We start from the raw sequence: 14,715 nt of genomic DNA, 5'->3' as shown, positions 1-14,715 counted from the left end.
GTCCTGGCCGCCACCCTCTCCCCCACCTGGGGCATCTACAGCGGCTACGAACTCTGCGAGAACACCCCCCTCAAAGAGGGCGGCGAGGAATACCTGGACTCCGAGAAGTACCAGCTCAAACCCCGCGACTGGACACGCGCCGACACCGAGGGCATCGCCCCCCTCATCACCCGCCTCAACACCGTCCGGCGCCGGCATCCCGCGCTCCAGCAGCTGCGCAACCTCAGCTTCCACTCCACGGACAACGACTCCGTCATCGCGTACAGCAAGCGCGCCGGGGCTGACACGGTCCTGGTGGTCGTCAACCTCGACCCCCACCACACCCAGGAGGCCACGGTCTCGTTGGACATGCCGCAACTCGGCCTGGACAGCAGCTCCGCCCTGTCCGTGCGGGACGAACTGACAGGCGAGACCTACTCATGGGGCAGGACCAACTACGTGCGTCTGACACCCGGCCAGGCGCCGGCACATGTGCTCCAGGTAGGGCGACCCACACCTGCGAACGGAGGGCCCAGCGCGTCATGACTGTCAACGACCCCGTCCCGGACACCTTCGAGGACACTCCCGCAAAGGACCGGGACCCGGACTGGTTCAAACGCGCCGTCTTCTACGAGGTCCTCGTCCGCTCCTTCCAGGACAGCAACGGTGACGGCATCGGCGACCTGAAGGGTCTGACCGCGAAGCTCGACTACCTCCAGTGGCTCGGCGTCGACTGTCTCTGGCTCCCCCCGTTCTTCAAGTCCCCGCTGCGGGACGGCGGTTACGACGTCTCGGACTACACCGCCGTACTCCCCGAATTCGGTGACCTCGCCGACTTCGTCGAGTTCGTCGACGCCGCACACCAGCGCGGTATGCGCGTGATCATCGACTTCGTCGTCAACCACACCAGCGACCAGCACCCGTGGTTCCAGGAGTCGCGCAAGGACCCCGACGGACCCTACGGCGACTACTACATGTGGGCCGACGACGACAAGCAGTACCAGGACGCCAGGATCATCTTCGTCGACACCGAAGTCTCCAACTGGACCTTCGATCCGGTGCGCGGTCAGTACTTCTTCCACCGCTTCTTCTCCCACCAGCCCGACCTCAACTACGAGAACCCCGCCGTCCAGGAGGAGGTCCTGGCCGCGCTGAGGTTCTGGCTGGATCTGGGCATCGACGGCTTCCGGCTGGACGCGGTGCCCTACCTGTACGCGGAAGAGGGAACCAACTGCGAGAACCTGCCGGCCTCCCATGAGTTCCTGAAGCGGGTCAGGCGCGAGATCGACGCGATGTACCCGGACACCGTGCTGCTGGCCGAGGCGAACCAGTGGCCCGAGGACGTGGTCGACTACTTCGGCGACTACGAAAAGGGCGGCGACGAGTGCCACATGGCGTTCCACTTCCCGGTGATGCCGCGGATCTTCATGGCGGTACGCCGTGAGTCCCGCTACCCGGTCTCGGAGATCCTCGCCAAGACGCCGGCCATCCCCTCCGGCTGCCAGTGGGGCATCTTCCTGCGCAACCACGACGAGCTGACCCTGGAGATGGTCACCGACGAGGAACGCGACTACATGTGGGCCGAGTACGCGAAGGACCCGCGGATGCGCGCCAACATCGGCATCCGCAGGCGGCTGGCCACCCTCCTCGACAACGACCGCAACCAGATCGAGCTGTTCACCGCCCTGCTGCTGTCCCTGCCCGGCTCGCCGATCCTCTACTACGGCGACGAGATCGGCATGGGCGACAACATCTGGCTCGGCGACCGCGACGCGGTGCGCACCCCGATGCAGTGGACACCGGACCGCAACGCCGGGTTCTCCACCTGCGACCCGGGACGGCTCTTCCTGCCGACGATCATGGACCCGGTCCACGGCTACCAGGTCACCAACGTCGAGGCGTCGATGTCGTCCCCGTCCTCGCTGCTGCACTGGACCCGCCGCATGATCGAGATCCGTAAGCAGAATCCTGCCTTCGGACTGGGGTCCTACACCGAGCTGCAGTCGTCGAACGCGGCGGTGATCGCCTTCCTGCGGGAGTACGAGGACGACCTCGTCCTGTGTGTGCACAACTTCTCCCGGTTCGCCCAGCCCACCGAACTCGACCTGCGGCGCTTCAACGGCCGCCATCCGGTGGAGCTGATCGGCGGGGTGCGGTTCCCGGCCATCGGCGAGCTGCCGTACCTGCTGACCCTGGCCGGGCACGGCTTCTACTGGTTCCGGCTCCCCCGAGTCGCCTCCTCCGTCGGCCGTCGGCGCTGAGCGTGCGGAGCCGAGGAAAGGACGCGTCACCATGACGAAGACCGTTGACCTCCCCCGGGACACGGCGGCCACCGGCCTCGATCTGCCGCTGGCCTCGCTGGGCGGGCTGCTGCGCGACTGGCTGCCCCGGCAGCGCTGGTTCGCGGGCAAGGACCGGCCCGTCACGGATCTCTCCGTACTCTCCCTGACCGAACTCTTCCCGGGCTGTCTGCATCTGCTCGTGCACGCCGACCACTCCCCCGGCGGGGACGGCGCCCCTTCCGGCGACTGCTACCAGCTCCTGCTCGGCGTGCGCGAACACCGCACGCCCCGGCTGGAGCGGGCGTACATCGGCCGCGCCGAGGAGGGGCCGCTGGCCGGACTCGCCGTGTACGACGCCCTGCACGACCCCCGCGCCGCCGAACTGCTGCTGGAGCGGCTGCGGATGCCCGGGACGGTCGGCCCACTGCGTTTCGAGACCGCCCCGCGGACCCAAATACCTGGTGGACTCACGCCCAGGCTGCTGGCCGCTGAGCAGTCCAACTCCTCACTCGTGTACGGCGATTCCTACATTCTCAAGGTGTTCCGGCGGATCCAGCCCGGCATCAACCCGGATCTGGAGGTGCCCGGGGCGCTGGCCGCACAGGGCTGTGCCCGGGTGCCCGCGCCGGTGGCCTGGTTCGGCACCAGCGAGCCGAGCCCGGCGACCCTCGGGGTACTGCAGCCCTTCCTGCCGGACGCGGCCGACGGCTGGACCCTCGCCCTGCGCGCGCTCGCGGCCGGGGACGACTTCGCCACCGAGGCGCACGAACTGGGCCGGGCCACCGCGGACGTGCATCTCGCGCTGGCCGCCGCCTTCCCGTCCGCCGTCCACGACGAACACGGACCGACCGCGCAGGCCATGTCGGTGCGGCTTCAGGAGGCCGCGCACGCGGTGCCGGCGCTGCGGCCCTACGTGCCGGGGCTGCGGAGCGCCTTCGACGCGCTCGCCAGCTGCGACGCGGGACCGCACACGCAGCGGATCCACGGCGACCTGCATCTCGGGCAGGTGCTGCGGGCGGACCGCGAGTGGTTCGTCATCGACTTCGAGGGCGAGCCGTCCCGGCCGCTCGCGGAGCGGCGCAGCACTCAGTCGCCGGTGCGGGACGTGGCCGGCATGCTGCGGTCCTTCGACTACGCGGCCCGGCAGCGAAGGCCCTGGCGCCCGGAGTGGGCCCGCCGCTGCCGGGAGGCCTACTGCGCGGGCTACGCTGCCCGGGCCGGCTGGGACCCGCGGAAGAAGCACGCGTTGCTGCGCGCCCACGAGACGGACCGCGCGGTGTACGAAGTGGTGTACGAAGCCCGGCACCGGCCGGCCTGGCTTCCGGTTCCGATGGCCGCGATCGAGCGGCTCGCCCGCTGGGGAGGCTGACCTCATGGCCCTGCGCGACTCCTTGCTGCCCGAGCCCTCCGGCCCGTCCCGTGCGTCGGCGCCGCCGCTGGACGCCGCCGACCGGGGGCGCCTGCTGGCGGGCGCCCACCATGATCCGCACGCTCTGCTCGGCGCCCACCCGGTGGACGGCGGCGGCATCCTCGTCCGCGCGCTGCGCCCGCACGCCCGCGCGGTGAGCGTGCTCGTCGACGGGGTGCGCAGCCCCCTGGCGCCGGAGGACGACGGGTTCTTCGCGGCCGTACTCCCCTGCGCAGAGCTCCCCGCGTACACGCTGCTCGTCACATACGGCGACGGCGACGAGCTGGAGGTGGACGACCCGTACCGCTTCCCGCCCGCGCTCGGGGAGTTCGACCTGCATCTGATCCGTGAGGGGCGGCACGAGCAGCTGTGGAAGGCGCTCGGTGCCGAGCCGATGACCCATCAGGGGGTGACCGGCACCCGGTTCACGGTGTGGGCGCCGAACGCCCAGGGCGTGCGGGTGACCGGGGACTTCACGTGCTGGGACGGCACGCAGTACCCGATGCGTTCGCTGGGCGCGGCCGGGGTCTGGGAGCTATTCCTGCCGGGCGTCGGCGAGGGCGCGCGGTACAAGTTCGAGATCACCTCCCGGTACGGCGGCCGGTTCCTCAAGTCCGACCCGATGGCGCGCCGTACCGAGGTGCCGCCGGCGACCGCGTCGGTCGTGGCCGTCTCCCGCCACGAGTGGAGCGACGCCCAGTGGATGGCGCACCGGGGCGACACGCCGGTGCACGAGGCTCCGTTCTCGGTGTACGAGGTGCACCTGCCGTCCTGGCGCCCGGGCCTGACCTACCGCGACCTGGCCGAGCAACTCCCCGCGTACGTGGGTGACCTGGGTTTCACCCACGTCGAGTTCATGCCGGTCGCCGAGCACCCCTTCGGCGGCTCCTGGGGCTACCAGGTCACCGGCTTCTACGCGCCGACCTCGCGGCTCGGCACCCCGGACGACTTCAAGCACCTGATCGACGCCCTGCACCGGGCCGGGATCGGCGTGATCATGGACTGGGTGCCGGCCCACTTCCCGAAGGACGACTGGGCGCTGGCCCGCTTCGACGGGGACCCGCTGTACGAGCCCGGGGACGAGCGGCGGGCCGAGCATCCGGACTGGGGGACCTACGAGTTCGACCTGGGCCGGGTGGAGGTCCGCAACTTCCTGGTCGCCAACGCGGTGTACTGGTGCGAGGAGTTCCACATCGACGGGCTGCGGGTGGACGCGGTCGCCTCGATGCTCTACCTCGACTACTCGCGGGACTCCGGGCAGTGGACGCCGAACGTGTTCGGCGGGCGTGAGGACCTGGCCGCGGTGGCCTTCCTCCAGGAGATGAACGCGACCGTGTACCGGCGGGCGCCGGGTGTGGTGACCATCGCCGAGGAGTCCACCGCGTGGGACGGGGTGACCCGGCCGACCGACAGCGGCGGGCTGGGGTTCGGGCTGAAGTGGAACATGGGCTGGATGCACGACTCGCTGGAGTACATCCAGCACGAGCCGGTCCACCGCAAATACCACCACGACGAGATGACCTTCTCGATGGTGTACGCGTACAGCGAGAACTACGTACTGCCCATCTCGCACGACGAAGTCGTGCACGGGAAGCAGGCCCTGGTGTCGAAGATGCCCGGGGACTGGTGGCAGCAACGCGCCAATCACCGCGCCTATCTGGGCTTCATGTGGGCCCATCCCGGCAAACAGCTGCTCTTCATGGGGCAGGAGTTCGCCCAGGGCGGCGAGTGGTCGGAGGCCCACGGCCCCGACTGGTGGCTGCTGGACCCGGAGTACGGCGCCGAGGCCGATCACCGGGGTGTCCGGGATCTGGTCCGCGATCTCAATTCCGTGTACCGCACGCACCCCGCGCTGTGGCAGCGGGACACCGATCCGGCGGGCTTCCAGTGGGTCGTGGGGGACGCCGCCGAGGACAACGTCTTCGCCTTCCTGAGGTTCGACGCCGAGGCCCGGCCGCTGCTGGCGGTGTCCAACCTCTCCCCGGTGGTCCGTCCCGACTACCGGCTGAGCGTGCCCGGGAGCGCCGTCGTCTGGCGCGAGATCCTCAACACCGACAGCGCGCGGTACGGCGGCGGGGACGTCGTCAGCCGGGGACCGCTGCTGGCCGACGAGGGCGCTGTGCGGCTCACGCTGCCGCCGCTCGGCACGGTGTGGCTGGAGCCTGTCGTCCCGTAGGCCGCCGAGGACGCCGGCACGTGTCCGGGCGGCCGGGCCGGGGCAGTTCGGGGTGAAAGACCCCGCCGCGCCCGGTCGCGGCCCGGCCGGAGGGCGGTCCTCGGTGCTGCGTACCGTCGGAGTGGAGGAAGAACTTCTGCTGGTGCACCCGGACAGCGGGGAGCCGATGCCCCAGTCGGCGGCCGTCCTGGACCGTGCCGCGCTGGACGATCCCGGACAGGCCGTCTTCCAGAAGGAACTGTTCGGCCAGATGCTGGAGCTGGCCACCAGTCCGCAGCGGCACATGGCGGACCTCGGCGCCGAGATCGCCCGCTGCCGCAAGGAGGCGGCCCGGCTCGCCGGGGAGATCGGCTGCGCGGTGGCGGCGCTCGCCACCTGCCCGCTGCCGGTCACGCCCGCGCTCAGCGCGCATGAGCGGTACCGGTGGATGGCCGGGCGGTTCGGCAGCGCCACGCTGGACCAGTTCGTGTGCGGCTGCCATGTGCACGTGTCGGTGGAGTCCGACGAGGAGGGTGTCGCCGTCCTGGACCGGCTGCGGCCGTGGCTCCCGGTGCTGCGCGCGCTGAGCGCCAACTCGCCGTTCTGGCAGGGCCGGGACTCCGGTTACGCCAGTTTCCGCGGCCTGCTCTGGGCGCGCGGTCCGTCGGCGGGGCCCACCGAGCTGTTCGGCTCTGCGGACGGGTACCGGCGCCGGGTCGCGGACATGGTGGCCAGCGGGGTCATCCTCGACGCGGGGATGGTGTACTTCGACGCCCGGCTGGCCGTGCACTACCCGACGGTGGAGATCCGGGTGGCGGACGTGTGCCTGCGGGCGGACACCACCGTCCTCGTGGCGACCCTGGCCCGGGCCCTGGTGGAGACGGCCGCCCGCGACTGGCGGGCCGGCCGGCCACCGCTCGACCACAGTGTGAGCATGCTGCGGCTGGCTTCCTGGCAGGCCGCCCGCTCCGGCCTGGACCAGGAGCTGCTCGATCCGGCGACCATGCGGCCCCGGCCGGCCGCCGAGGTGGTGGGCACGCTGTTGGCGTACACCGCGGACGCGCTCGCCGGCAGCGGTGACACGAGCGGTGTCGAGGAGGCCGTGGCACAGCTGCTCTCCAGGGGTACCGGAGCCGGTGAGCAGCGATCGCTGCTGGAGCGCACGGGGAGCCTGCGGGACGTCGTCGTCGAGTGCGTACGCCGTACCCAGGGCTGACCTCTGGTCATCCCTTCTGTCATCGGTGGGAAACGAGTTGACCGTTCCTGACACGGGCCGCCCTCCCCTGGGCTAGATTCGACCCGCTCGACAACAGTACCGATCGGGAGGGTCACCCTCCGTACAACCTGGAGCAGCGCATGCGCGACTACGCCCTCGCTCCGACTACCGCTTCGACCCTGACCGGCGGGCTCGCCGACAGCATCTTCGAGACGGCGGACCGGAACCCGACCCTGCCGGTGCTGGCGCGCCGGCCCGATGCCGCCGCCGCGGGTTGGGAGGAGATCACCGCGGTCGAACTCCGTGACGAAGTGGTCGATCTCGCCAAGGGGTTGATCGCGTCGGGCATCTCGCCCGGTCACCGGGTGGCCGTGATGGCGCGGACCCGCTACGAGTGGACGGTGTTCTGTCTGGCGCTGTGGTCGGTGGGCGCGGAGGTGGTGCCGATCCATCCGACCTCCGCCCGGGACCAGGTCGAGTGGATCCTGCGGGACGCCCGGTGTGTGGCCGTGGTGGTCGAGGACGAGCTGGCGGTGATGACCGTCGGCACGGTGTGCCAGGGCCTGCCCGGTCTCAAGCACGTCTGGCAGCTGGACGCGGGGGCGGTGCCCGACCTGGTGCAGCGGGGCGTGTTCGTCCCGCTGACCACGGTGGAGTCGCTGCGGCGGATCGTGATGCCGGACTCCACGGCGGCGATCACCTACACCTCCGGCACCTCGGGCCGTCCGCTGGGCTGCGCGCTGAGCCACCGCGGTCTGGCGTACCCGCCCGACATCCTGCTCGCGGGGTGGGGGCACACCGCCGCCCTCCCGGGCGAACAGGCCTCCGTTCTCGCCTACCTGCCGTTCTCGCACGTGTACGGCCTGATGGTGATGGTGATGTGCCTGCGCGGCGGGTTCCTGATGGGCCACGAGCCGGAGATGACGGAGAACGCGCTGGCGTCGGCGCTGCGCAGCTTCCGGCCGACCTATCTGTACGCCGTCCCCTCGGTCCTGGAGAAGCTCTACAAGACCTTCCTGCGCACCGCCCACCAGCACGGCAGGGGCGCCCTGTTCGAGCGCGCCGTGGACACCGCGCGGGACTTCGCCACCGCCCAGGAACGGCAGCGGCTGGCGACCGGCGCGGGCCCGGGGTTCGACCTGCGGCTCCAACACGCCCTGTACGAACGGACGGTGTACCGCAAGCTGCGGTCCGTGCTGGGTGGGCGGGTGCTGCGGGCCACCTCCGGCGGGTCCTCGCTCAGCCGTGAACTCACCCTGTTCTACGAAGGCATCGGCATTCCCGTGCACGACGGCTACGGGCTGACCGAGTCCAGCGGCGGGATCACCATGCAGCCGCTGGGCCGCGAGAAGTCCGGCACGGTCGGCCAGGCACTGCCCGGCACCCAGATCCAGGTCGCCGACGACGGCGAGATCCTGGTGCGCGGCCCGTCCGTGTTCCAGGGGTACGTGGGTGACGACTACACGACCCGGGCCGCGCTGCGCGGCGGCTGGCTCGCCACCGGCGACATCGGACGGCTCGACCCCGAGGGCTATCTGACCATCACCGGCCGCAAGAAGGACATCATCATCACCAGCAGCGGCAAGAGCGTGGCCCCGGCCCCGCTGGAGCAGCGGCTGCGGATGCATCCGCTGGTGCACCAGGCCGTGGTCGTCGGCGACGACCGGCCCTGCGTGGGTGCGCTGATCACCCTGGACCCGGACTTCCTGACGCACTGGCGCGGCGCGCTGGCGCTGCCGGGCGACCCGCCCGGCCGGGAGTCGCGCGAGGAGAACGCGCTGCGCGAGGAGATCGCCCGGGCCATCGCGTCCGCCAACAGCACGGTCTCCCGCTCCGAGTCGATCCGGGTCTACCGGGTGCTCCAGGAACCGTTCGCCCCGGGCAACGGCATGCTCACGCCGTCGATGAAGCTGCGCCGGGACGCCATAGCGCGCCACTACGCGGCCGAGATCGACGCCATGTACCAGGCCCGGTCGCGCGCCGTTCGCCGGCCGGGTTCGGCGGAGCCGGCCGACTGGGACGACCCGGACGACGTGTTCCGCTGAGCCGGGCACGCGTATCCGGAGCGGCAGTGGGAACTCGCCGCGAGGGGAGACCCGACACAGAAGACGGCCCTGATCCCCGAGGGCCGGGAGAGACGACATGGCGACCGGGCCACACCGCGACCGCGGACGTTCCGCGGAGGAGACCCTGGAACGGACGGTCTCCTTCCCGGGCGAGCTGCGCAATGTCACCGGTGCCCGGCTGGCCGCGGACGGCTACCTGGCCGCCCTCTCCCGGACATCGCCGCCCACCGCCCCCGAGTACTGGGACGACATCCTGCTGGTGGTGACGGAGCTGGCCGCCAATGTCGTCCAGTACGCGCCGGGGCCCTTCGAGCTGCGGATGCAGCGCACCTACGACGGTGTGCACTTCACCATGCACGACACCAGCCAGGTCCAGCCCGAGCCGCGGCCCTTCCATCCCCGGCACGGCGGCGGCGGTGTCGGCTGGCACCTGCTGCACACCCTGTGCGACCAGGTCAGCGTGGTCGTCACGGAGACCGGCAAGGACATCCACGTCTTCCTGCCCTGGTGAGCGGCGGACACCGTCACCCGGGTCGGTGCGCGACCACCCCGAACATCGTCACCGACATGTGCAGCGCCCCCCGCTCGGCCGCCTCGGCGAGGTCGGCGTACAGGGTGTCCCGCTGCTGCTCGGTGAGGGCGCCGGTCCGCACGGCGGACTCGCCGAGCATGCGGATCAGCGGCCAGGCGACCGTGCGGTGGTCCTGGAGCAGGGCCTGCGAACCGCGGTCGTCGACCACGAAACCGGCCGCGCTGAGCTGACCGACCAGACGGCGCCCGGAGTAGGGGTTGGCGCCCTGCAGGGCGGCCCCGGTCAGCGCGTGCACGACCACCGGATCGCCGGGGTGCAGCAGGGTGGTGCCCCAGTCGGTGTCCAGCAGGGCCACCCGGCCCCCGGGACGCAGCACCCGGGCGATCTCGGCGACGGCCCGGTCGGGGTCGGAGATGTGCTGGAGCACCCGCTCGCACCACACCAGGTCCATCGAGCCGTCCGGCACCGGCAGTGCGGCCGCCTCGCCGTGCACGAAGCGGACCCGGCTGCCCGGGGACCGCTCCTCGGCGACCGCACGCAGACTCGGGTTGGGCTCGACGCCGATCGCGACGCCTTGCGGGCCCAGCGCGGCGGCCAGGGTCCGGGTCTGCGAGCCGGTGCCGGAGCCGACGTCGAGGAGCCGTTCACCGGGCCGTACCGCCAGCGCCTCCTCGGCCCAGGCACGCAGCCGCCGTACGCCGGGATTGGCGTCCTGGGAGTCCAGGGCGCCGACCAGCGGGGCCACGCGGTCGGGGTCGATGTGCCGCTGCTGGAAGCCCGTTCCGGGCTGGGTCTGCGCCATGGCGGGCACTCTACTGGCGTACGTGATCGCCGTGGACGACCTTGTACCGGACAGCGGTCCGGCGCATATCCGTGCGACAGCCGGTTACTCCTCTTGATCGAGGGGCATGCTGGAGCCCACGCGTTCGTCTGCCTGCTCCGCCCGGCTGGCGCGACGGCGTCGGGCACGGTGGGATCGAACTGGTGCGAGGCAGGCGTTCCAGGGCATGCGAACGGCGTGACCCGGGCCCCTGGAGCAACGGAAAGGGATGGACACCGTGACACGACCCAGGATCCTGGTGGTGGGCGCAGGCTTCGCCGGAGTGGGGTGCGTCCGCCGCCTGGAACGGAAACTCGCCCCCGACGAGGCGGACGTCACCCTGGTGGCACCCTTCGCCTACCAGCTGTATCTGCCGCTGCTGCCGCAGGTCGCCTCCGGGGTTCTCACGCCCCAGTCGATCGCCGTCTCGCTGCGGCGCAGCAAGAAGTACCGCACCAGGATCATCCCGGGCGGGGCGATCGGTGTGGACCTCAGGTCCAAGGTGTGCGTGGTCCGCACCATCACCGACCAACTGGTGAACGAGCGGTACGACTACATCGTGCTGGCCCCGGGCAGCGTCACCCGGACCTTCGACATCCCGGGTCTGACCGAGCACGCCTTCGGCATGAAGACCCTGGCCGAGGCCGCCTATGTGCGCGACCACGTCATCTCCCAGCTCGACCTGGCGGACGCCAGCGACGACCCCGTGGAGCGGGCCGCGCGGCTGCAGTTCGTGGTGGTCGGCGGCGGATACGCGGGCACCGAGACCGCGGCCTGCCTGCAGCGGCTCACCCACGCGGCGCTGCACCGCTACCCGAACCTGGACCCGAAGCTGATCAGGTGGCATCTGATCGACATCGCGCCGAAGCTGATGCCCGAGCTGGGAGACAAACTGGGCCGCAGCGCCCAGGAGATCCTGAGCCGCCGGGGCATCGAGATCTCCCTCGGGGTGTCGATCGAGAAGGCGGGTCCCGAGGAGGTCACCTTCACCGACGGCCGGGTGGTCCCCACCCACACCCTGATCTGGACGGCCGGTGTGGTCGCCAGCCCGCTGATCGCCACCCTGGGCGCGGAGACGGTCCGGGGCCGGCTCGCGGTCGACGCCGAGATGACCCTGCCGGGCCACGACGGGGTCTTCGCGCTCGGCGACGCGGCCGCCGTACCGGACAAGGCGAAGGACGAGCCCGGCGCGGTCTGCCCGCCGACCGCGCAGCACGCCATGCGGCAGGGCAAGGTGGTCGCCGACAACGTCATCGCGACACTGCGGGGCCAGGCGCTCCAGCCGTACGTGCACAAGGACCTGGGGCTCGTGGTGGACCTCGGCGGCAAGGACGCGGTCTCCAAGCCGCTGGGCATCGAACTGCGCGGGCTGCCCGCCCAGGCGGTGGCCCGTGGCTACCACTGGTCGGCGCTGCGCACCAACGTGGCCAAGACCCGGGTGGCGACCAACTGGCTGCTGAACGCGGTGGCCGGCGACGATTTCGTACGCACCGGCTTCCAGTCCCGCAAGGCCGCCACGCTCAAGGACTTCGAGTACACGAACTCGTATCTGACCCCGGAGCAGGTCCGGGCCCGTGCCGAGGGCCCCGGCGAAGCCGCGGTCTGACACCGGGCGCGGCCGGATGAGCACATCGGGGCGGTCGGCGTGGGCGGAGGTCCGCGGGCGGCTCGCGGCGGCCGACCCCGGGCTGCTCCGTTTCACCGTCGGCCTGCGGACGGTCCTCGCCATCGCGCTCACGCTCGCGGTCCTCTCGGCGCTGCGGCTCGACGTGTCCCATCTGGTGGCGGGGGCCATCGCGGCGATGGTCGCCACCTTCGCGATCCGCGAGAAGGCACGGTCCCAGCAAGCGGTCACGCTCGCCCTGGGCCTGCCGGTGGCGCTGGTCTCGATGTCCCTGGGCGCGCTGCTCAACCAGCGGGTCGTCATCGGCGACCTGTTCTTCGTGGCGCTCATCTTCTGCGCGGTCTACAGCCGGCGGTTCGGCGACCGGGGCACCGCACTGGGACTGATCGGCTTCCAGATCTACTTCGCCTCGCTGTTCGTGCACGCGACCCGGCCCGCGCTGCCGGGCCTGTACGTCGTGATCACCGTCGCCTTCGGCGGCGCGGCCCTGGCACGCTTCGTGCTCGTGCCGCAGACTCCGGCGGGCATCCTCGGCCGGCTGCGGCGCGCCTTCCGGGGCCGGTTCGCCCAGCTGGTCGCCGCGCAGGCCGAGTTGCTCGACGCCGGGCCGCAGGAGCTGGACAAGGCGGTGGAGGAGGTCCGGGTCAGGACCGCCCGGCTGCACGAGACGGCGCTGCTGATCCAGGGCCGGCTCCCGGACGGCACCTCCGACGAGGCGGTGGCCCGGCTGGTGCAGCGCCGGATCGCGGACGCCGAGATCGCCGCCGAACGGCTCGGGCTGATGCTGCTCACCGCGCGCAGCGCCCGGCGGGCCGACACCCTCACCCTGCATCTGCCCGGTGTCCACCTGACCTCCGTGGCCCCGCTGCCGGCCCGGGACGAGGCGCTGGAGCAGCTGCGCCTGGACCTGGAGGCGCTACGGCTGCTGGTGCTGCGGTCGGTCGCCCCACGGCCGGGGACCGCGGTGTCCCGGCTGCGCAACCGGCTGCTCGGCTACCGCGAGGAGGAGAACCTGCCGCCCGCCGACCCCGCCGTGCAGGACGTCTTCCGGGGGATCGGCGAGGCCGCGCGGGCGGTCATGGGGCTGCGGATCGCGCTGGACGGGCCGCAGGACGAATCCGACGACACCCCGGCCACGTCCCGGTCCCGTGAGGAACTGGACGCCGAGGACGCGGCGATCGAGGTGGCCGAGGAGGAGAGCCAGACCGAGGAGGCCTCCGGCCTGCGCCGGCCCACCACGCGGGCGGCGGTGCAGGTGGCCGTCGGTTCGTCGCTGGCCATCGTCGGTGGCGAGTTCCTGTCCGCCCAGCGCTGGTACTGGGCCGTGCTGACCTGCTGGATCGTGTTCCTGAACACGGCGTCCACCGGCGAGATCCTGGTGAAGGGCTACCGGCGGCTACTGGGCACGGTCCTCGGCGTGGTGGCCGGCATCGGGCTGGCGGGACTGGTCGGACACCACACCTGGACGGCGTTCGGGCTGGTGCTGGTGTTCATCTTCGCGATGTTCTACTCGGCGCCGCTGTCGTACACCCTGATGTCGTTCTTCGTGACGGCGATGCTGGGCCTGCTGTACACCCTGCTCAACACCTACAGCCTGGACGTCCTGGTGCTGCGGATCGGGGAGACGGCACTCGGCGCGGTGTGCGGGGTGATCGCGGCGGCGGTGGTGCTGCCGGTGCACACCGACCGACGTACCGACGAGCTGCTGGTCACCACGCTGGACCGGCTGGCCGACGTGACCCGGGCCGCCGCCGACCAGTTGAGCGGGGCACCGCCGGCCGACCTGGTGGAGAAGGCCCGTGAACTGGACCAGGCGCTGGCCGATCTGCGGGCGGCCGTGCAGCCGTTGACGCATCCGATCACCCCGCTGCGGTCCCGCCGGGACACCGCGCGCTATCTGGTGGCGCTCCTGGAGACATGCGCCTATCACGCGCGCTCCCTCGCGGCGACAGCCGAGTTGCTGCCCACCCATCCGGCCATCGCGGCGGATCCGCGGCTGCGCGGGGCGGGGCAGCGGATCGTGCACAACATCGAGGCGATCGCCGCCCACGTCGACGGCCGGCGGCCCGGCGGCGAGATCGAGACCGGCCCCAGCATCGCGGCGATGCTGGAGCCGGGCACCCTGCGCGCCCCCCGCTACGGCCGGGTGACCGACCGTGTGCTGCGGCATCTGCAGCGCCTCGACGAGGCGGTGGCGGGCCTGGCCCGGCCCCTGAAGGTGCCGGTCCGGGCGCGCGCCGCCTGAGCGGAGGTCACTGCCTGTCGAGGGCTTCGGCCCGGACGCGGGCGCAGCTGCGGCTGATGAGCCGGGAGACGTGCATCTGGGAGATGCCCAGGGACTCGGCGATCCTGCTCTGGGTCATGTCCTCGAAGAAGCGCATGTAGAGGATGGTCCGCTCCCGTTCGGGCAGCCTGCGCAGCCCCTCCTTGACGGCCTCCCGGTCCACGACGGTGTCGAAGGAGCCGTCGCAGTCCCCCAGGGTGTCGGCCAGGCTGTACCCGTCCTCGCCGACGGAGAGTTCCGCGTCCAGGGACAGGGTGCTGAAACTCTCCAGCGCCTCCATGCCCGCGCTGACCTCGTCCTCGGTCAGACCCGTGTGGGCGGCGAGGTCGGCGACGGAAGGTTCCTTGCT

11 protein-coding genes are annotated in these 14,715 nt (G+C 71.5%); 9 read left to right on the top strand and 2 right to left on the bottom strand.

The window, feature by feature from the left end:
• The 7 genes from ACFXI4_RS44195 to ACFXI4_RS44165 all read left to right on the top strand — a co-directional run.
• The coding region (locus ACFXI4_RS44195; RefSeq protein WP_385003260.1) for a DUF3459 domain-containing protein at positions 1-525 on the top strand (525 nt) is incomplete at its 5' end.
• Entirely contained in the window at positions 522-2,240 is a 1,719-nt protein-coding gene (treS, locus tag ACFXI4_RS44190; protein WP_385003257.1) for a maltose alpha-D-glucosyltransferase, read from the top strand. The genes ACFXI4_RS44195 and treS, both read left to right, overlap by 4 nt.
• A gap of 31 nt (positions 2,241-2,271) precedes the next feature.
• Entirely contained in the window at positions 2,272-3,630 is a 1,359-nt protein-coding gene (locus ACFXI4_RS44185; RefSeq protein WP_385003254.1) for a maltokinase, read from the top strand.
• 4 nt (positions 3,631-3,634) lie between these two features.
• Positions 3,635-5,845, top strand: coding sequence for a 1,4-alpha-glucan branching enzyme (glgB, locus tag ACFXI4_RS44180; RefSeq protein WP_385003251.1), 2,211 nt, complete (start codon positions 3,635-3,637; stop codon positions 5,843-5,845).
• 106 nt (positions 5,846-5,951) lie between these two features.
• Positions 5,952-7,040 carry a glutamate--cysteine ligase gene (locus tag ACFXI4_RS44175; protein WP_385003263.1) on the top strand — a complete coding sequence of 363 codons (1,089 nt, stop codon included), beginning with the start codon at positions 5,952-5,954 and terminating at the stop codon, positions 7,038-7,040.
• 140 nt (positions 7,041-7,180) lie between these two features.
• Complete coding sequence (locus tag ACFXI4_RS44170) at positions 7,181-9,085, top strand: AMP-dependent synthetase/ligase (protein WP_385003248.1); 1,905 nt, start codon at positions 7,181-7,183, stop codon at positions 9,083-9,085.
• A 97-nt stretch (positions 9,086-9,182) separates the two neighbouring features.
• Positions 9,183-9,617, top strand: a complete 435-nt coding sequence (locus ACFXI4_RS44165) for an ATP-binding protein (protein WP_385003245.1) — start codon at positions 9,183-9,185, stop codon at positions 9,615-9,617.
• Between the two features lie 13 nt (positions 9,618-9,630).
• Here ACFXI4_RS44165 and ACFXI4_RS44160 read toward each other — a convergent pair whose 3' ends face one another.
• Positions 9,631-10,440, bottom strand: a complete 810-nt coding sequence (locus ACFXI4_RS44160) for a methyltransferase domain-containing protein (RefSeq protein WP_385003242.1) — start codon at positions 10,438-10,440, stop codon at positions 9,631-9,633.
• Positions 10,441-10,687: 247 nt separating this feature from the next.
• Here ACFXI4_RS44160 and ACFXI4_RS44155 point away from each other — a divergent pair, with 247 nt between their 5' ends.
• Positions 10,688-12,064, top strand: coding sequence for an NAD(P)/FAD-dependent oxidoreductase (locus ACFXI4_RS44155; RefSeq protein WP_385003239.1), 1,377 nt, complete (start codon positions 10,688-10,690; stop codon positions 12,062-12,064).
• Between the two features lie 16 nt (positions 12,065-12,080).
• The gene (locus ACFXI4_RS44150) at positions 12,081-14,327 is read left to right on the top strand and encodes an FUSC family protein (RefSeq protein WP_385003236.1); all 2,247 of its coding nucleotides are present in this window, start codon (positions 12,081-12,083) and stop codon (positions 14,325-14,327) included.
• Between the two features lie 7 nt (positions 14,328-14,334).
• Here the strand turns inward: ACFXI4_RS44150 and ACFXI4_RS44145 are convergent.
• A partial coding sequence (locus tag ACFXI4_RS44145) for a sigma-70 family RNA polymerase sigma factor (protein WP_385003233.1) occupies positions 14,335-14,715 on the bottom strand: 381 nt, incomplete at its 5' end.

The sequence above is a fragment of the Streptomyces sp. NPDC059224 genome (genome assembly GCF_042754285.1).
GTDB lineage: Bacteria > Actinomycetota > Actinomycetes > Streptomycetales > Streptomycetaceae > Streptomyces.
The sequence above is the reverse complement of the archived record's forward strand: the minus strand, read 5'-3'. Positions and strand labels throughout refer to the sequence as shown.